Below are 17,085 nucleotides of genomic sequence, written 5' to 3'. Positions count from 1 at the left end.
ATGAAAACACGTTCGGTACTCAAGATCGGTGCGCTGCTGGCGGCCACCGTCACCGTGGTGCTCACCGGAGCCTCGGGGGCGGTGGGCGCCCCCGCCGCGCCGGCCCCGCCGGCCGGGATGAGGGTTCTGCTCAGCAACGACGATTCGATGCAGGCCGCGCGGCCGGACGGAGCCGACGGCATCGGCCTGTACGAGTTGCGGAAACGTCTCTGCGCCGCGGGGGCCGACGTGGTCGTTGTCGCGCCGTGGGCGTACATGAGCGGCGCGAGCGGAGCGGTGACCACCGGCGGCACCGTCTCCGCGCAGCGGCGCACGGTGATGCCCGCCGGATACCAGCAGGACTGCGCGGGAGCGCCCAGCGGCGGCGCGGTGTTCGGCCTCTGCCGGGGAACTTCGCCGTGCACGCCGGCGTCTCCTTCGGCCACCCCGGCCGACACGGTGAAGTTCGCCCTGCGCGGTGGACTCGGTCATCTGGTGGGCTGGCGCGACGAGCCCGACGTCGTGGTGACCGGGATCAACTCGGGGCCGAACGTCAGCTCGTCGATCAACGACTCGGGCACCGTGGGGGCCGCGATCGCCGCGGTCGACAGCGAGGTCCCGGCGGTGGCGTTCAGCGGGATGATCGGGGACGACCTGGTCGTCGGCCGGAAGACCTACGAGGCCGCGGCCGAGTTCGGTGTCCGCCTCCTGACCCGGCTGTGGCAACGCGACCTGCTGTCCCCGCGGTTCGCGCTCAACGTGAACTACCCCGACGCGGCGCGTGGCAAGGCGAGCCGGGTGTCCTGGACCAGCATGGGCACCGGCCCGCTCGCCGTGGCCACGTTCGCCCCGGTGGACGCCGACACCTTCACCCTTGGTCTCGGTCTCTGCCCGGCGGACCGGTACTGCCCGCCCGAGACGAAACGCGATTCGGACACCGAGGCCATCCGCCGCGGCGAGGTCTCGATCACCCCGATCACGGCGGACCGGACCCTGCCGGGCCGGGACGCCGACCGGGTCCGGGCGGCCGTCATCGGCGGGCGGCTGCCCGGCTGAGGGGGAGCTGCCCGGTCACCGGATACGTGGTGGCCGGGCAGCGGGTGCCCAGGGATGGTCGACGGTGCTGACTTCGGAGCCCCACCCTCGACAAACGGGGTGGTCCTCCTCCGGAAGGTCTACAAGCACGGAACCCGCTGGAGCTCACCCTGATGGAGCATCTCGGGCTCTCCACTCCGCGATCGTCGTCAGAACCTCTCGCGCTTCGCCCTGACAGACCAGCAAAGACTTCTCGGCGATCGCGGTCACGGCGCGCTCGTCGTCGAAGCGGGCGAGTGCTTGCGTCGCGATCACATGGCGTTGGTCCGACTTGCCCCAGGAGGGATTCGGAAGCGTGCGCGAGACGACGGCGATCAGCGAGTCGATGACCATTGGATCGTCGAGGCCCGCGAGCGTCCTGACCGCCGCCAGCGAGATCGCGTGGTCCTTGCCGAAAACGAGCGAGGTCAGCCGGGGAATCGCGCTCGCCGTCGCGCATCGCGGCAGCAGTGATGCAGCGTGTCCGCGAAGGTCGTCGCCGACCCGGTCCAGGACTTCGAACAGCACGTGCTCCGCGCCGGCCCCGTGCTTTCCCAGCGATTCCAGTGCCGCGCGCTGAACGTCGCGGGTGTCTTCGCCGATGGCCCGGCCGAGCGCGGTCGCCACCTCGGCGCCGGGAAAGTCGCCGAGAATCTCTGCCGCCCGGACACGGACGGCCTCGTTGGGATCGCGTAGTGCCTGGAGCGGCAGATCACGGTCGCCGCAGGCACCGGCGGCGAAAACGGCTTGGGCGCGCACCGCTCCGGTCTCGTCTGGATCCTCCGCGATGGCCACCAGCGCGGGCAGCGCGGGCGCGTGCCGGAGAGCGCCGAGCGCTTCGGCGACCGCGGCCCGCACCCGGTCAGCGGTTTCCGGCAGGATGGCCAGAAGCGGCGCTCCCGCCCGTTCGTCGCCCATCCGCCCCAACGCCCGCGCCGCGTCGTGCCGCCGGAGGGGATCGCCGTCTTCCAGAATGGCCACGAGATCGGGCAGGACGGACGCCGTGAGCCCGTCGACGACGATGTCCCTGACGGGCGCATCGCCGAGCGCGGGGAGAAGGAGCGCCGACGCGTCGCCGAAATCGTGCAGCGCGGTGGCCGCGGCGCGCCGCACCATCGCGGACTCGTCCGTGCGAAGTACTTCCCCGAGCGCGGGTACGAACCGGCGGTCTCCGGAGGCGGCAAGGCCGTGGCAGCTGTTCTCACGCACGAGGGGGTCGCCGTACCGGAGGTTGTCCTGGAGCAAGCCACGGCCTGGTCCGCTGCGGGCGAGGGCCTCGGCGACGGCGCGGGCGGTCCAGGGATCAGGGTCGCCGAGGGCCGTTCCGAGCCGGTAGTCCACGTCGGAGACGTCGGTCAACCGCGTGAGAGCCCGCGCCGCCGCGCGCCGGACGGCGTGGTCGTCGTGCCGGACCAGGTGGGCCAGCGCGGGAAGGGCGGCGGGCGAACCGATCCGGCCGAGTTCCCGTACGGCGACGAGCGCGCGGTGGTCGCGGGCGAAATCCCATAGCTGGGCGAGCAGCAGCGGCACCGCGACCTCGGGCTCGAAGCGGGCCAGGGCCTTGATCGCCGCGCCGGCGGCAGGTTTCGAGCCGAAGAACTCCCGGTTCGCGGCCGAGGCGAGCAGAGCCGGGATCGCTCGCGGATCACCGATTGCGCTCAGTGCTTCGCAGGCGGCGTCCGACCTGTATCCGAGGTCCTGCGTCACCAGATCCATGAGCACGGGTACTGCGCGCCGCACGCGAAGCCTGCCCGCGACCTGGATCGCGGCGAAGGAGAGCGAGTCTGCGCCGTGGTGCTGGAAGCCCTCCGGATCTTCGAGGACCCGCAGAACGACGTCGGTCGCGCCTGCGCCGTCCAGGTCCGCGAGAAGGTGGATGGCGCAGGCGGCGGACGCGAGATCCTCGTCGGCGACGACCCGGCACAAGCCGTCGACATCGCCCGCGAGCCTGAGCGGCCCGACCGCGTACGCCGGCACGATTCGGTTACCCAGCTCCAAGGACTCCGGACGCTCCGAGGGTGGCCGGAGTCGTCGTTCACTCATCGGACAGCGCGACGTAGAGCGGGGTACCGACCACGACGTGCACGGCCTTGCCGTCAGGCCCTCTGGTGGTGCCCTCGAACAGCCTTCGGGCCAGGAACTCGACGGGCTGGCGTGGCGCGCGCATTTCCTGGGCGAAGTACACGACCTGGCGCAGCGCGGCCTGTTCGTCGGCGTGCTCGCGGTCACGGTAGAAGCCGAACTCGTCGTTCACGGACTCCTCGCTGCGGCTTTCCATCAACGTGATGAGCGCGGGCAGATCCGACGTCCGATGGTGCAGTTCGCCGCCGGACCCCGACGGCTGCCGGTCGACGAGGTGGCCGGCGGATCCGATCAGCGCGACGAGTGTCCCGGCGTCCAGACCGGTGTAGAGAGCGGCGCCTGTCACCACTCCCATGCGGAGCCCGAGCTCACCGCGGAACCAGGAACGCGGCTCGGACAGCCAGCCGACGTCGCAGTTCTCGTCGATGTAGCGTTCGACCAGCCGCAATCTGTCGACCCGCGTGATCTCGTGCGGTGCCCCCTTCAGCGATACGCTCGCGACCTTCAGATCGAGCTGCAGTTCCCCGGCCAGCCGCGACAACAGCCTTCGCGGGATCTGTGCGTGGAGCAATTCCAGCTTGGCGTCCGAGATATAGGTGTAGTAACGCACCCGTCCCCCTCCAGGAAGCTCGCATCTTCACACGGTATCGGTCGGAAAGCGTCATGGCTCGACGGCAGGGCGATCCTTCCGGGGTATGGAGAGGACAGCGAGTTCGCGGAAGGCGGCGACCTGTTCAAGGCCCGGGGCGTGTCCGTGGAACGGATTGGTTCTTGCTCATGCGCAGGATCGACCTGCGGGACACCAAGACATCCTCCCTCCAGACCTGTGTCTGGAAATCAAGGTGTCCGCTCCCAGGAGGCAACTCCGGGTGCTTTGTCGTCTTCGTGCCATTGTGCGGCGCGGCATGGCCGTTCCGGGCACTCTTTCGCGATGAACGGGCATAGTCGGATCTGGTGACTGGTGGTGTGCGTCGGTCCGTGTTTGCCTGGGCAGGCACGAGTGAGTCCTGCTACTGGGGATGGTTGGTTTGGCGAATCCGTTGGTCGCGGAGACGGTCAGTTCGACGACGTGGGCGACCGGGGTCCCGCTGCTGGAGGAAGCGCAGGGAGTGAAGTCCAGCATCGAAAGCGGTGACTGGGCTTCGGCCGTGATGGGTGTCGCGGGGACGGCGATGGAAGCCCTGTCGGTGGTGGCCGATCCGTTCGGTTCGGTCCTCGCCGCGGGCGTCGGCTGGTTGATGGAGCACGTCGGCCCGCTCAAGGAGGCGCTGGACGAACTCGCGGGCAATCCGGATCAGGTCGCCGCGCAAGCGCAGACTTGGCAGAACATTGCGAAGGAGCTCGAGAGCGTGGGGCATGACCTGGTCATGCAGGTCGAGACCGACGTGCAGAGCTGGGTGGGCACGAGCGCCGACGCCTACCGCGCGCAGAGCACCGAGCTGGCCACGTTGATCTCGGCTGCGGGGGAGGCGAGTGCGGGCGCGGGGAGCGGGGTCCAGACCGCGGGCGAGGTGGTCGCGGCAGTGCGTGGACTCGTCCGCGACATCATCGCCGAAGTGGTGGCACGCCTGGTTTCCTGGGCCCTGCAGGTGATCGCGACATGCGGGATCGGGCTGACCTGGGTGGTGCCGCAGGTGGCGGCGCTGGTCGCGAAGACCGCGACCAAGATCGCCGGTATCGTCAAGAGCCTCATCGGCGCGCTCAAGAAGCTATCGGTACTGATTCGCAAGGCGGACGACGTCTTCGGGAAGGCGTCGGACGGTTTCAAGAAGATCAAGACCGGCAAACCGCCGGCCGCGCGACCGCCGGGCTCGCTGTCCCCGGGAAAGACCGGTCCCAGCGGCTCGGGCGGTGGATCGCGCTCGCTCGACCAGTCACCGGGCAAACCGGACCAGCATCCCTACGGGGGCGTGGACGTCCCCCAGTCCGCGCACGACCACGTGAGCCTCGGGAACCTCAAGCCGCCGAGGCCACGGCCGCCTGGCAGCACGGCGCCGCCGAGGCCTTGGGGGTTCACCGGCGGACACATGTTGAACAGCGACCTGCCCCCGGGCACCGCCCCGCACAACACGCCCGGGCCTGGTGGCCGCCCCAACTGGCACGGAGCTGGGGTGAACGGCGGTAACCCGCCCGTGTTCCAGGGCCCGGCCGGCCCGCCACCGCACAACACGCCACCGGCGCCGCCCGGCACGGGGCCGTACGGTTCATACCCTGACGCCAATGGTGTCTACAACCTGCACCACCCGACGATGGCCGACCCGAACGGCGGCGCGGCGGGCAAGCCGATGAGCACGATGTTCCCGCAGGGCCTGAACCAGGGAACCGTGCAGAACCTCGGGGATCAGGCGTGGAACGGTGGCAACCCCAACGGGGGGATCACGCCGATGCCGGCCAGGCCTGGAGGCCAGCAGAGCTACCAGTGGCAGGGGCAGGGGCAGATCCCCTTCACACCTATTTGGGACCCCGGTGGTGCCAACCACGGCAGCGGTAGCGGGAACCACCCGAACGCGGGCAGCACCATCAACATCTCGGGCTTCGCCAACCCGAACGGAATGGCGGGGCCGGGCGGATTCCTCAGCCCGCCCACCTACTATCCCGACGGCAGGCTGGATCCGCCGGTGAAGTTCCCGTGACGACGAAGGAGAACCCGCGCAAATGACGTCTCCCACCCTGAGTTCACCTCTCACCGTGGGGGACTCGATCGGGCTCGCCTTCGACGATCATCGCCGGTTGCGGATCATGGCGCCGGAAGAACTCTTGCCGCTCGCGGCCTGGCTCTACACCGACGTGCAACCGAACCTCTCGATGCTCGATCAGCTCGGTGCGACGTTGCAGCGATGCCACGCCGAGGAACGGACGCTGGTCGGGAACGGATGCATGATCGATTTCGTCAACGATCTCGTCGTGCTGGAGAGCCGCTATAGCCGGTGGTCGCGGAAAGTTCTGCCGCAGTCGGTCTTCTGGCCCGTGCTCAACGGGTTGAAGTCGTTCCTGGAGGCCACTGCGGGACAGCCGGGGTTGGATCGCCCGGAGGGATACCCGCTAGCGCCGGTGCGCCATTTCGAGGACTCCGCCGAAGACATGAGCAAGCCGTTCTTCGTCAGCCACACCTATTTCCCGGCGGACTGGACCGCCGACGACGTGCGGGCAGCGGGCCAGGGAGCTTGGACGTCGCCGACCGCACTTCGCGACGAGACGACCGGCTTATGGTCAGGTATGTGGCGAGATCTCGAACTGGCGGGTTACTACGAGCCGTCGACCGGCGAAGTTCAGACCTATTTCCCCGTGATCGCGCCATGACCGCTCGGGCCGCGAGGCCCGACCGATCAGGGCGGCTGTGGTCGACGCGCTCCCGGCTGACGAACTCCGCATCCTGATGGCAGAGGCGACAGGCCGGCCACCAGCTCTACGTCGCGGCCCGCTCGAACGGGATCAGGCGAGCCACGGAGGATCCTGCATCTACGCCTGCAGCTGCGATCGCTCGGCCTGAGCGAGTACCGCTCACCGCTGCCCGATAGGACAACAAGTGAAGCCCCTGGGTCTTTCGGCTCTGCTGCCAGGGGCTTCGCTCTGGGTTCCAGCCCCAGGCGGCCCACTCCCTCGACATCCTCGCTGACCAGCGCGGATGTCGATGTCTCCGGCCCATGTTCACCTCGGCTTCGCGACGTTGATGGTCACGACCGAGCACGCTCGGCCGCGAGCACCTTCTCAGGACCGGGATCAACCGAGCCGGGGTGGCCGCGCCGTAGCGGGCCACCTCGACTCGGCAGATCAGCGCGTGGCGAGACCGGGACGCCGACTTTCGTGTTGTGCCGCAACCGTTCCTACGGCACGGTCCTGATCGCTTTGGACAGCGGAGCCGAGGAGTGCGTCCACGCACCGCTACCGGTAGCGCGGTCAGTACGCGACTGTGACGACCTTCCTGCTCGCCTCGGGCTGGTCGATCAGCCGCAGCATGAATTCGGCCGCGTCTGCGGCCGCGATGCGGAGGGCGGCGCGCAGGGTGTGCCCGTAGGCCGTCCGGTAGCGGCCGGTCGGCGGTCGGTCCATCACGTACGGCACCCGCATGACCGTCCAGTCCAGGTCACAGCCGCGCATGAAGTCCTCCATCAGCGCGACATCGATGAAATGAGCGCCGAGCACCCGCTTGGCCACCGGTGTGGCGAAGTATTGCATGATCAGCCCCGCGCCCGGTTCGCGTTTGGGCGGGTGCGGGCGGCCGGGCGTCGGCACGGTCGAGACACCGACCCCGCTGACGACGAGCAGGCGGGGTACCGACGCGGACTCCACCGCGGCGGCGAGCGCCCTGGCGCTTTTCGAGACGATGCCGTGCTCGGCTTTCTTGCGCGGTCCGATCGCCGACAGCACCGCGTCAGCGCCGTCGACCGAGGCCTTGAGCGGGGCCGGATCCGCGTGGTTCAGGTCCGTGGTCACCACCCGCACGTTCGGCGCACTGTGTACCTGTGCGCCGAGTTTCGCCGGATCGCGGGCCACCGCCGTGGTGTCGTGGCCCGCGGCGATGGCCTGAGCCAGGATCTGCTGTCCGACCAGGCCGGTCGGTCCGAAGATGGTCAGTTTCATTTGCTGCTTCCGTTCTTGTCCGCGGGGAACAGGGCGAGGGCATCAGCCTGCGAGACGGGGCGACCAAACCTGCGCGACCAGCACGGTGCTCATCCCGAACAATGCCACCCCCAGCGGGACATGGACGGCGAGATCGCCGCTGCCGCCGACCACGAACTGGACGCCGGTCAGCACCAGAAGGACCGCGCTGACGGCCGGGTATCGCGCCGATCCCCGGCCCACCCGCCACACCAGGAGCGCGGCGACGATCTGCATGATCATCGCCACCGTGACGAGGGGGCCCGTGGCGTGGTGCACCGAGCTGCCGCCTCCGCCGGACAGGAGCTGGCCGGCGGTGATTCCCTGCACCAGCAGCGTGGCCGCCAGCAACATCGTGCTCGCCTTCAGCAGGCCGTAGAACCGGGGACGCTGGATGTCGCTCACCAGGTCACCCGCAAAGCGCGCACGCCGTACACGAGGCTGAAGACACGGAAGTCCATCGGTTCTTCCGGGGCGGCCAAGGCGAGACCGGGGAAGCGTCGAAGCAGCGCGGGGAGGGCGATGCGCAGCTCCATCCTCGCCAGTGGCGCCCCGAGACAGTGGTGTGGGCCATGCCCGAAGGCGACGTGGCCGGTGGTTCCCCGCGTGATGTCGAACGTCTCGGGATCGTCGATCAGGGCGGGGTCGCGGTTGGCGGCCGGAAGCGAGCAGATCACGAGCGATCCCACGGGGATGCGGTGCCCGCCGATCTCCACGTCCGTCGTGGTCGTCCGCGGCGGCAGCGACTGGACGACGGACAACCAGCGCAACAGTTCCTCGACGGCGGGTTCGATCAGCTCGGGATCATCGCGAAGCATCGCCAGCTGGTCCGGGTGCCACAACAGGGCCAGTGTGCCGAGGCCGAGCATGTTCGCGGTCGTGTCGTGCCCGGCGAGCAGCAGAAGTCCCGCGATGCCGGTCAACTCGTCCGAACCGAGCTCGTCGCCGTGCTCCCGCACGAGCATGCCGAGGAGGTCCTCGCCGGGATTCGCCCGGGCGCCGGCCACCAGGCCCGCCATGTAGTCGTGGTCCTCCCTTTGCGCCGCGACCCGCTGGTCCATCGGCGACGAGGTGTCGAGAATCCGCACGGCACGCTCGTGGAACTCGCCGCGGTCGGCGTACGGGACACCGAGCAGCTCGCAGATCACCAGCGACGGCACCGGCAACGCGAAGTGCGTCACCAGATCGGCATTCCTGCCGGCTCGCTCCAGATTGTCCAGGGCCGCTTGGACGATCTCGGTGATCCGCGGCTCGAGCCTGCCCATCCGCCGTACGGTGAACTCGGGCGTGAGCAGCCGTCGCAAGCGCGTGTGGTCGGGCGGGTCGAGCCGGATCAGCTGCCCCGCCGTGGGGGCGTCCCCCGGTACCGGCGTCAGTGCGCTGCTGAACCGGGCCGGATCCGCCAGCACCTCGCGGACGTCTTCCTTGCGGCTGACCAGATAGGCGGGTAGCCCGAAAGGCGTCTCGACCCGCACGACCTCCTCGCCGTCGCGGGCCTTCGCCAACTCCGCGACCGGGTTGAGACCGTTCCTTCGCATGTGAAGCGGCATTGCTTCGGTCATTTTCTGCCTTTCCGGTTCAGGATTGGACGTCGAGCCACTCGGTGAAGGTGGGGCCCGCGAACTCGGTGTGCGGGCTCGGCAGGAAACCGCCGGCGGCCGCGATCTCGGCGTCGGGCATGCGGGATCGCGGGCCCGTCGTTGTTGGCATGGGTGGTTTCCCTTCTCTTGGCCTCGTGCCCAAGAGATCCCGGTGACCCGATTCCCGTGACAGAACGCCCTTGTGACACAGGCCACTGGGCTTCGGTGTCACAAAGGGAAGACCGTCGTCAGCCGCGTTCAGGCGCCGAGGCGGTTGTAGATCCGGCTGGCCAGGGAGGCGGCAAGCCGGTTCAACGCGCTCCGGGCTCGCCGAGCGCGAACCCGGAGTAACAACGCTCGTATCGGGCGGCTGATCCGGTAAGAGGTGGGGCGGGCCGTCTGTGGTGGCGTTGTCGAGGTCGCCCAGAACGATCGCCTCTGGGTGCTGTTCCAGGCGAAGGGCCACCGCGGGAGAGGCCAGAGTTTTGTCTCGGACGGTGACAGTGTCCGGGCCGGATGTGGCGCCAGGTGCGCCACATGGACCCGCGAGGGGTCGCCTGGGATGTGGACCTACGTGCCCATCACGCGGGTCCACACCCCAGGCAGAGGACGCCGGTGGCGCCGAGTCGTCGTCGCGGGCATACAGGTTCTGGCCGGCCATATCCGGTATCACCGTGAGGCAGGCGATCCTCAGCGCCGTCAGGCGACGGTGAGCATCACGTCACGCACGAGACATCGGGACCTCGTGTCACAGTCCAGCCGGGCAGATCCGCTGCGGCGGATGGCCGTCAACCGCCGCGTCGACGCATCCCGCGGGCAGCCCGTGATGGGTTTGCCCGGAGAAGTTGGCGGTGACGGTGAGAGTGCCGGCGCCGAACGTCGTGCGCTGGACCCGGTGGTCCGGGGTCAGCCAGCGGAAGCCGGTCAGCGGCTGGGTCGCGGCGGCCTGGTGCAAGGGCTCGAAATACCGCTGCAACTCGGCGATCTGCTTGCCGTGACTGTCCAGTTCGGCCTTGTCCAGCACCAGATTGAGGGGAGTGTTGTAGAGGAACGCGAGCATGGCGCGGTCCCGTGCCTGCTCCGGCAGCTTGGACCATGGCAGTTCCCAGCGATCGGTACTGATGACCGAGTCGTGCAGCACGGTCTGATACAGCGGCACGCGGTACTGCGGGTCGAACATCGCCTTGGCCGTGTCGGCGGGCAGCCGCACCGGCTTGAAGAAGAACTGCGGGGCGCCCTGCGGGGTGTATCCGCCCCAGGTGTTCTTGTCCGCCTCGAGTTGCCAGAGTTTGTCGGTGACCGGGGTCAGTGACCCGTGGTTGTAGGCGAGCGCGCGGTTCGCCCATGCCCCGGCGGTTTCGGACCCCAGCACGAGTTCGCGATCGCCGGACAGCCAGTTCATGCGGTCCAGCCGGTTCGCGCGGTCCTGGGCCTTGCTCATGGGGTGGGCCGGACTGTGATCCGTGTACAGCTCGCCTGCGGCGTCGACGTCGAGGAAATAGCTGGTCGCGCCGTTGGCGGTCACTCGCCGGACACGGTCGGCCAGGTAGTGCTCGCGCGGCTCGGCGCGGCGGAACGCTTCGGAGGAGACGTAGCAACCGCGTCCACCGAAACCGGTCACGATCTCGCCGTCGGCCTTGCGCACGCAGGCTTCCTGCCAGACCGGGGACGGCCAGCGCGACGAGGGGTTGTCGGCCCTGGCCGGGTCTTGCGCGTTCGCCCACGAGTCGTACGGACCAACCAGGTATCCGGCCGTATTCGCGGCGTCGACCGCCTCCTTCGTCATCGGCTGGTCATCGGCGTCGTAGCCCAGCCACAGGTGTTTCAGCCCGAGCTCTCGCATCCGCCCGATGCCCTCCGGTGTGCGTGCGTGGCCCCAGACGTAGGCGTGGAAGGCGCCGACGAGCTTGCCGACTTCGGGGTTGCGGTCGATCTTGCGGCGCAGCGGCTCGATCCCGCCGTGGTGCCGCAACCAATTCCGGTAGTCGAGGGCGGGGGCCACCGGCGAACCGTCGGTGAGCGCGAAGGTCACCGTATAGTCCATTGTGGACTCATGCTGGTCGAATTCGTGCACCGCCTCGAGACGCAGCCGGCCCCGATCCGAAACGAAGCGCAGGTCGGTGTTGATGTCGGTGTCGGCGATGTAGCTGGATCCGTGCCCGCCGGATTGGCCGGTTCCCCAGAACGGCATGCTCAAGCCGTCGACCATGCCCAGCTGGGTGCCGACGAGCCCGCCTTTGTCGGAGTTCCAGAACGGGTCGCTCAGGGGCAGCGACAAGCCTTCGCCACGTGGGATCTGTGCCTCTCGCGCCGCCGGGTCGGTGGCGGTCACCGGCCAGGTCAGCGAGCCCTGCCGGTCCGCGTGCGCGGTCATCTTCAACCGCCCACCCTCGGTGGTGGCGGTCACGGTCCACCCCTTCGCGGGATAACTCCAGGTGGCGGAAGTTTGGTTCATCGTGACCTTCGTGGTGTCGCCCAGCTGATCGGCGGCGGGAGCCGACAGCTGCCATTGCGCACCGTCGTCCGCTCGCGCGCGTACTGCCAGTGATGTGGTGTCCACCACGGCTTCGCCGCGACCGATCGAGATCACGACCTGGGTTCCGTGCACTTCGATGGAGGGCCGCTGACTCGCTGAGGCGCTGGAGCACGCGGTTGTCGCCACGCACAGCACGCCCAGCAGTCCGGCCATTCGGATTGCGTAGTCACCTGTCACGATCATCAGCGTCGGTGCCGGAGATGAGAGGTAGATGAGAGCCGTGAACGGCATCCAGGAGTTGTGCGTGTGCCGTGCGCGCGGCGGAGTGCTCGGACGTGCCCGGCGCGATGGGCATCGCCGCGATGAGGAGGTTAGAACGCTCCTGGTCGCTCAGTGCTCCAGTGTGAAAGCGTGCATATCGGCATGATCCGGTCTTATGGCTGCGGGCACAGGTCTTTGTGGACAGGCGAGTCACTGCCGCGCTGATCCGGCTCGGCGAGTCAACACTCGGATCCTGTTGTACGACGATCGGCCTCGGGCGCGGCTGATCACGCCGCGGACAACGGTGGTCGCGCGGCCGACGTATCCCGGCCACGCTGATCGAACGTGGTTCGATCCTCGATCGTCCGGGACGGGTCGCGGCCGAATCCCGGGGGATGACCTCGGCCGCGGCCCGCGCGATCACCGGGCCGGGTGGGGAGCCACCTGGTGGTGCAGCGGTTCGCCGCGCAGGTAGCGGGCCACGTCGGCCGCGACGATCGACGCGGCGTTGTGGGCGGTCTGCTTGCTGGCGCCCGCCAGATGCGGCGTCATGACGATGCCTTCGGTGGTGAGCAGCCTGGAGCCGGCGGGGATGGGCTCTTCGGGGAAGACGTCGAAGGCCGCCCCGAAAAGCCGCCTCGAGTCGAGCGCGTCGCAGACCGCGTCGTAGTCCACCAAGGCACCCCGCGCACAGTTCACCAGCACCGCGCCGGTGGGCATCGCGGCGAGCTGATCGGAGCCGATCATCCCGGTGGTCTCGGGCGTCACGCGGGCGTGCAGCGACACGACGTCCGAACTGGACAGTAGCTCGCCGAGGTCGACGAGCTCGGCGACGCCCGCCACCGTTTCGGGGCCGATGAACGGGTCGTGCACCAGCACACGGGCGCCGAAGCCGCGGAGGATGCGGCACACCCGGCTGCCGATCGCGCCGTAGCCGATCAGGCCGACGGTGCGGTTCTCCAGTTCCGGCCCGACCGACTCGTAGCGGTAGTAGTCGCCACGCCAGACCCCGCCCGCGAGGTCGCCGTGCACCTGGGGGATACGCCGCATCGCGGCCAGCATCAGGGCGACGGTGTGCTCGGCGGTCGCGGTCGCGTTGCGGCCCGGCGCGTTGGACACCTTGACGCCGTGCTCGACGGCCGCGTCGAGATTGACGTTGACCGGACCGCCGCGGCCGACGGCCACGAGCTCCAGGTCCGGGCAGGCCTCGAACACCTTGGCGGTGAACGGCGCCATCTGTGTGACGCAGATCCGCACGCCTTGCAGGAGTTCGATCATCTCCTCCTCCGTGCCGGAGGCTTCGTCCACTTCGGACACTTTGCCGAAGGGGACGTCGGGCCAGGGGAGGGCGAGCTCGGACACTTCGAGATCCGGCCCGGCCTCCCGGTGCAGGGCTTCGGTCAGCATCGTCGGCAGGACGAACGCGTCGCCCGCGGCGAGCACTCGCGTGGTCATGGTCGGCTCCTCGGTCATCGATCGATCGGGCTGTTGTACTGCAGCAGGGACCACTGCTCGCCGGTGTTCCTCAGCTCGGTGATCCCGACGTTGCGCACGAAGGGGAACGTGCGCCGGTAGTCGGCGCCGGGGATGCCGAGAAGACGGCAGAGCGTCAGGCGCATCAGGGTCGAATGCCAGACCACCAGGACCCGGCCGTCGGGATGGGCTTCGGCGATCTCGGCGAGGCAGGAGGTCGCGCGCCGCACCGCGGCGGATGGTGCCTCGCCACCGGGAAGGAAGTTCGTGTACGGGTCGTCCTGGAACGCCGGGTACCGGTCGCCGAACAGTTCGCGCATCTCGCTCGCCGTACGGCCTTCGCCGTCACCGAAGTCGATCTCGCAGAGCCGCGCGTCGTGCCGGGCCTGCAGCCCGGCGGCTTCGGCGGCGGGAGCGACGGTGGTTCGTGCCCGCGCCAGCGTCGAACTCCAGCACGCGGACAGGCCCGCTGTCTTCGCCCAGCCCGCCAGCAGACGGGCCTGCTCGTGCCCCAGCTCGGTGAGCGGGACGTCGGTGCGGCCGGTGTACCGGTTTTCGGCGTGCCAGATGGTCTCCCCATGGCGCACCATGACGAAGTCGGTCAGGGTTCGGCCCTCCGGTGTGCGTGGCCGGCGACCTCGGTTCCGAGGTGCCCGGCTTCGGTCAGATGATCGACGAAGCGCAGATAAGCGTCTGACAGCTGGGGGTTCCGCGCGCCGTCAGGGGTCAAGCGGTCCTCGACCCGTACCAATTCGGCCGCCACGTCCGGAGCAGGCCGTCCGGTGACCCCGGCGGCGGCGAGGACGGCCATTCCGCGGGCCGAGCCGGCGTCGGCGGGTAACAGAACCTCGCTGCCGAGCATGTCCGCCCGCAGTTGCGACCAGTAGCGGTTCTTCGTGCCACCGCCGGTGAAGGTGATCGGTCCGGTCACCGGGGCGCCGAGCAGATCGAGGTAGTCGTAACAAAGCCGTTCGACACAGGCCACTCCCAGCAGGAGAGCGCCGAACAGGCCGGCGTCATCGGCGACGTCTCCGAGCACGAAGGGCTCGAGATCCGGTGCGCGGAGGGGGAATCGCTCCCCTTTGTCGCCCGCGAGCGGGTAGGCGATCGCGGACGGACCGCGCTCGCCGATGATCCGCGTCAGCGCGTCGAAGTCCGCGCCGGGCAGTTTCCGGGACAGCGCTCCGGCGCCGCTGTTCGACGCGCCGCCGGGCAGCCAGCTGTCCTGGGGGCCGCGGTGGCAGTAGACGATGCCGAGCGGGTCACGGATCAGTTCCGTGGTGACGCCTTTGAGCACGAGGGTCGTCCCGATCACGGAGTTCCACGTGCCGGGCCGCAACGCGCCCGAGCCGAGCTGGGAGGCGCAGCCGTCGGTCATCCCGGCGACGATCGGTGTGCCTTCCGGGATCAGGGTCTCTTCGGCGGCGGTCGCGCCTACCGTGCCGAGTACCGTGCCGGGACGGCTGACGTCGGGGAGCAGTCCGCTCGGCACCTCCAATGCGTCGAAGACTTCTTCGGGCCAGCGGTCCTCGAGCAGGTCGTAGCCGGTTTTCAGGGCATGACTGGAATCGCTCGCCAGCTGCCGCCCGGCGAGCCGCCAGGTGAGCAGATCGGCCTGATGCAGCAGCCGCGCGCCTGGTCTGCGGGCGGCGAAATCGTTGGCGCACAACCACAGCAGCTTCGGCAGTGCCCAGCTCGGCTGCATCCTCCGGTATCCGAGTTTCCGCCACACCGCGTCTCCGGCCACATCGACGTCGTGGACCAGCGCGGGGTCGCGGACGTCGTCGTACATCAGGCCGGGTGTCAGGGGCGTGCCGTCGGCCGCGGCGAGCAGGATCGTGCCCGACGTCGAATCGATCGCCAGTCCCGCGATGGCACCGCGGTCCACATCGGACAGTGCCTGCCGGGCCGCCGTGGCGAGGCCGTTCCACCAGTCCCGTGGGTCCTGTTCATGCCTGCTGCCATCGCGGGCACTCTTCAGCGCACTGGATCCGCTGCCGAGAACCAGTCCCTGGTCGTCGATCGCGGTGACGCGCACACTTTGCGTGCCGACGTCGACACCGAGCCACACCTGGTCACCCACGGCTGGCTCCTTGCCGGTTCCAGCCGTGCTGCGCGATAGAGCACAGCGAGAGGAACTCGTGGTAGTGGTCCGTGTAGTAGCGAGCGGTTTCGGGGTCCGGGGAGAACCGGCGGCGTTCGGTGACGTAGCGCCCGGCCGCCGTGACGAGGCTCTGTTCGGCGCCGGTGGCCACCAGTCCGGTGAGGAACGCGCCCTTCGCCCCGATTTCGGCGTCCGTCGACCTGGCCACCGGCAGGCCGGTGACGTCGGCGATCAGCTGGCACCAGAATTCGCTGTTCGACCCTCCACCGCAGACGCTGAGTTCGGTCGCGGTGGAGCCGGCCGCCGCCAGACAGTCCTCGATCACCATGCTCAGCCCTTCGAACACCGCTCGGGCGACCTGCGCGCGGGTGTGTTCCAAGCTGAGCCCCCAGACCGTGCCCCTCGCGTTCGGGTCGAGGAAGGGCGCACGTTCCCCGGCGGGCGAGAGATACGGGAGGAAGGTGATCCCGCCCGCGCCGATGTCCGCGGAAGCCGCCAGATCGCCGAGGTCGCGAACCGAGTTCAGGCCGAGCATGCCCGAGGCCCACGTGAGCACTTCGGTACCCGCCAGCGTGGGATAAGCACGCAGGACATTTCCCCCGCTGCCGAAGGCGATGGTCGAGCCGGAAGGCTCACCGGAGGTGTTCACCTTGTCGCGCACGACTTCGGTGCACAAGGTGGTGCCGAGGATCGTGCACGCCTGCCCGGGGGTCACCGCCCCGGCACCGATGGCGGTGGCGGCGATGTCGTAGGGACCCATCACCGCCGGGGTTCCGGCGGGCAGGCCGAGTTCGGCCGCCGCCTCACGGGTGAGTTCGCCGACGCGCCTGTCATCGGAGCGGATCGGCGGCAAGAACCGGCTGAGGTGCTCGAAGCCGAACAGTTTCTGGATATGCGGGGAATAGGTCCGGGAACCCGGATCCAGGAACGGTGACGAGGCATCGGATTCCTCCGTGGCGAACTCGCCGGTCATCCGGGAGAACAGCCAGCCCCCGCAGTACAGGGCCGTACGCGAGCGGGCGAGCCGGTCCGGGTCGTTCTCCGCGAACCAGGTGAGGATGGCGTTCGGCAGCCCGGGAAAGGTGTACGAGCCGTTGGACTGGAAGGCTTCGTCCAGGATGCCGTCCGCGCGCCAGCGTTCGACGACGTCCTTCGCCCGGCCATCTGACCACAGCACGGCAGGACCGGTGGGATTCCCTGCCTCGTCCACCAGCCAGCAGCCGTCGCCCTGCGCGGTGAACGTGACCATCCGGACCGGGCCGGGAGCGTGGGAACGGGCCTGGCGGACCGTGTATACGACCGCGTTCCAGACGTCCATCATGTCCTGCTCCGCCCAGCCCGAGTGAGGCCGGTGGACCTTCGTGCCCTGCCGGGCGACGGCCAGTTCCGTGCCGTCCTCGGCATAGAGCACCGTCTTGATCATGGACGTGCCGGCGTCGATGGCCAGGACACACATC

General features: G+C 69.1%; 14 protein-coding genes. 3 read left to right on the top strand and 11 right to left on the bottom strand.

Annotation, left to right across the window (positions count from 1 at the left end; all coding sequences use genetic code 11):
- Positions 1-1,035, top strand: a complete 1,035-nt coding sequence (surE, locus tag ACFWIW_RS26760) for a 5'/3'-nucleotidase SurE (protein ID WP_378370985.1) — start codon at positions 1-3, stop codon at positions 1,033-1,035.
- Between the two features lie 144 nt (positions 1,036-1,179).
- Here the strand turns inward: surE and ACFWIW_RS26755 are convergent, their stop codons facing one another.
- On the bottom strand, positions 1,180-3,030 hold the full coding sequence (locus ACFWIW_RS26755) for a HEAT repeat domain-containing protein (RefSeq protein WP_378370984.1): 1,851 nt from the start codon (positions 3,028-3,030) through the stop codon (positions 1,180-1,182).
- 58 nt (positions 3,031-3,088) lie between these two features.
- Positions 3,089-3,745, bottom strand: a complete 657-nt coding sequence (locus ACFWIW_RS26750) for a DUF7019 family protein (protein ID WP_378370983.1) — start codon at positions 3,743-3,745, stop codon at positions 3,089-3,091.
- 418 nt (positions 3,746-4,163) lie between these two features.
- Here ACFWIW_RS26750 and ACFWIW_RS26745 point away from each other — a divergent pair, with 418 nt between their 5' ends.
- Both ACFWIW_RS26745 and ACFWIW_RS26740 read left to right on the top strand, forming a co-directional pair.
- Positions 4,164-5,768 (top strand): WXG100 family type VII secretion target, encoded by a 1,605-nt coding sequence (locus ACFWIW_RS26745; protein WP_378370982.1) that lies wholly within the window; start codon positions 4,164-4,166, stop codon positions 5,766-5,768.
- A gap of 22 nt (positions 5,769-5,790) precedes the next feature.
- The gene (locus ACFWIW_RS26740; RefSeq protein ID WP_378370981.1) at positions 5,791-6,435 is read left to right on the top strand and encodes an EndoU domain-containing protein; all 645 of its coding nucleotides are present in this window, start codon (positions 5,791-5,793) and stop codon (positions 6,433-6,435) included.
- Between the two features lie 597 nt (positions 6,436-7,032).
- Here ACFWIW_RS26740 and ACFWIW_RS26735 read toward each other — a convergent pair.
- From ACFWIW_RS26735 to ACFWIW_RS26695, 9 genes are all read right to left on the bottom strand, one after another.
- Complete coding sequence (locus ACFWIW_RS26735) at positions 7,033-7,716, bottom strand: NAD(P)-dependent oxidoreductase (protein ID WP_378370980.1); 684 nt, start codon at positions 7,714-7,716, stop codon at positions 7,033-7,035.
- Positions 7,717-7,758: 42 nt separating this feature from the next.
- Positions 7,759-8,139, bottom strand: a complete 381-nt coding sequence (locus ACFWIW_RS26730) for a hypothetical protein (protein ID WP_378370979.1) — start codon at positions 8,137-8,139, stop codon at positions 7,759-7,761.
- On the bottom strand, positions 8,136-9,272 hold the full coding sequence (locus ACFWIW_RS26725) for a cytochrome P450 (protein WP_378370978.1): 1,137 nt from the start codon (positions 9,270-9,272) through the stop codon (positions 8,136-8,138). Before ACFWIW_RS26725 ends, ACFWIW_RS26730 begins: the two co-directional genes overlap by 4 nt.
- Before the next feature lie 40 nt (positions 9,273-9,312).
- Positions 9,313-9,444, bottom strand: coding sequence for a hypothetical protein (locus ACFWIW_RS26720; RefSeq protein ID WP_378370977.1), 132 nt, complete (start codon positions 9,442-9,444; stop codon positions 9,313-9,315).
- A gap of 618 nt (positions 9,445-10,062) precedes the next feature.
- Positions 10,063-11,904, bottom strand: a complete 1,842-nt coding sequence (locus ACFWIW_RS26715) for a glycoside hydrolase (RefSeq protein WP_378370976.1) — start codon at positions 11,902-11,904, stop codon at positions 10,063-10,065.
- Positions 11,905-12,471: 567 nt separating this feature from the next.
- Complete coding sequence (locus ACFWIW_RS26710) at positions 12,472-13,506, bottom strand: 2-hydroxyacid dehydrogenase (protein WP_378370975.1); 1,035 nt, start codon at positions 13,504-13,506, stop codon at positions 12,472-12,474.
- Between the two features lie 14 nt (positions 13,507-13,520).
- Positions 13,521-14,114 (bottom strand): histidine phosphatase family protein, encoded by a 594-nt coding sequence (locus tag ACFWIW_RS26705; protein WP_378370974.1) that lies wholly within the window; start codon positions 14,112-14,114, stop codon positions 13,521-13,523.
- An 11-nt stretch (positions 14,115-14,125) separates the two neighbouring features.
- On the bottom strand, positions 14,126-15,607 hold the full coding sequence (locus ACFWIW_RS26700; RefSeq protein WP_378370973.1) for an FGGY-family carbohydrate kinase: 1,482 nt from the start codon (positions 15,605-15,607) through the stop codon (positions 14,126-14,128).
- Positions 15,600-17,084 (bottom strand): FGGY family carbohydrate kinase, encoded by a 1,485-nt coding sequence (locus ACFWIW_RS26695; RefSeq protein WP_378370972.1) that lies wholly within the window; start codon positions 17,082-17,084, stop codon positions 15,600-15,602. The genes ACFWIW_RS26700 and ACFWIW_RS26695 overlap by 8 nt, the downstream gene beginning before the upstream one ends.
- Between the last annotated feature and the right edge of the window lies 1 nt (position 17,085).

It is taken from the genome of Amycolatopsis sp. NPDC058340 (assembly GCF_042723975.1).
Classification (GTDB): domain Bacteria; phylum Actinomycetota; class Actinomycetes; order Mycobacteriales; family Pseudonocardiaceae; genus Amycolatopsis.
This window is presented reverse-complemented; position numbering and strand designations above follow the sequence as displayed.

Excerpts from the sequence above, each read along its gene's own strand:
- surE (WP_378370985.1), top strand. The coding sequence starts at position 1 with ATGAAAACACGTTCGGTACTCAAGATCGGTGCGCTGCTGGCGGCCACC.
- ACFWIW_RS26740 (WP_378370981.1), top strand. The coding sequence starts at position 5,791 with ATGACGTCTCCCACCCTGAGTTCACCTCTCACCGTGGGGGACTCGATC.
- ACFWIW_RS26735 (WP_378370980.1), bottom strand. The coding sequence starts at position 7,716 with ATGAAACTGACCATCTTCGGACCGACCGGCCTGGTCGGACAGCAGATC.
- ACFWIW_RS26725 (WP_378370978.1), bottom strand. The coding sequence starts at position 9,272 with ATGCGAAGGAACGGTCTCAACCCGGTCGCGGAGTTGGCGAAGGCCCGC.
- ACFWIW_RS26720 (WP_378370977.1), bottom strand. The coding sequence starts at position 9,444 with ATGCCAACAACGACGGGCCCGCGATCCCGCATGCCCGACGCCGAGATC.
- ACFWIW_RS26710 (WP_378370975.1), bottom strand. The coding sequence starts at position 13,506 with ATGACCACGCGAGTGCTCGCCGCGGGCGACGCGTTCGTCCTGCCGACG.
- ACFWIW_RS26705 (WP_378370974.1), bottom strand. The coding sequence starts at position 14,114 with ATGGTGCGCCATGGGGAGACCATCTGGCACGCCGAAAACCGGTACACC.
- ACFWIW_RS26695 (WP_378370972.1), bottom strand. The coding sequence starts at position 17,084 with ATGTGTGTCCTGGCCATCGACGCCGGCACGTCCATGATCAAGACGGTG.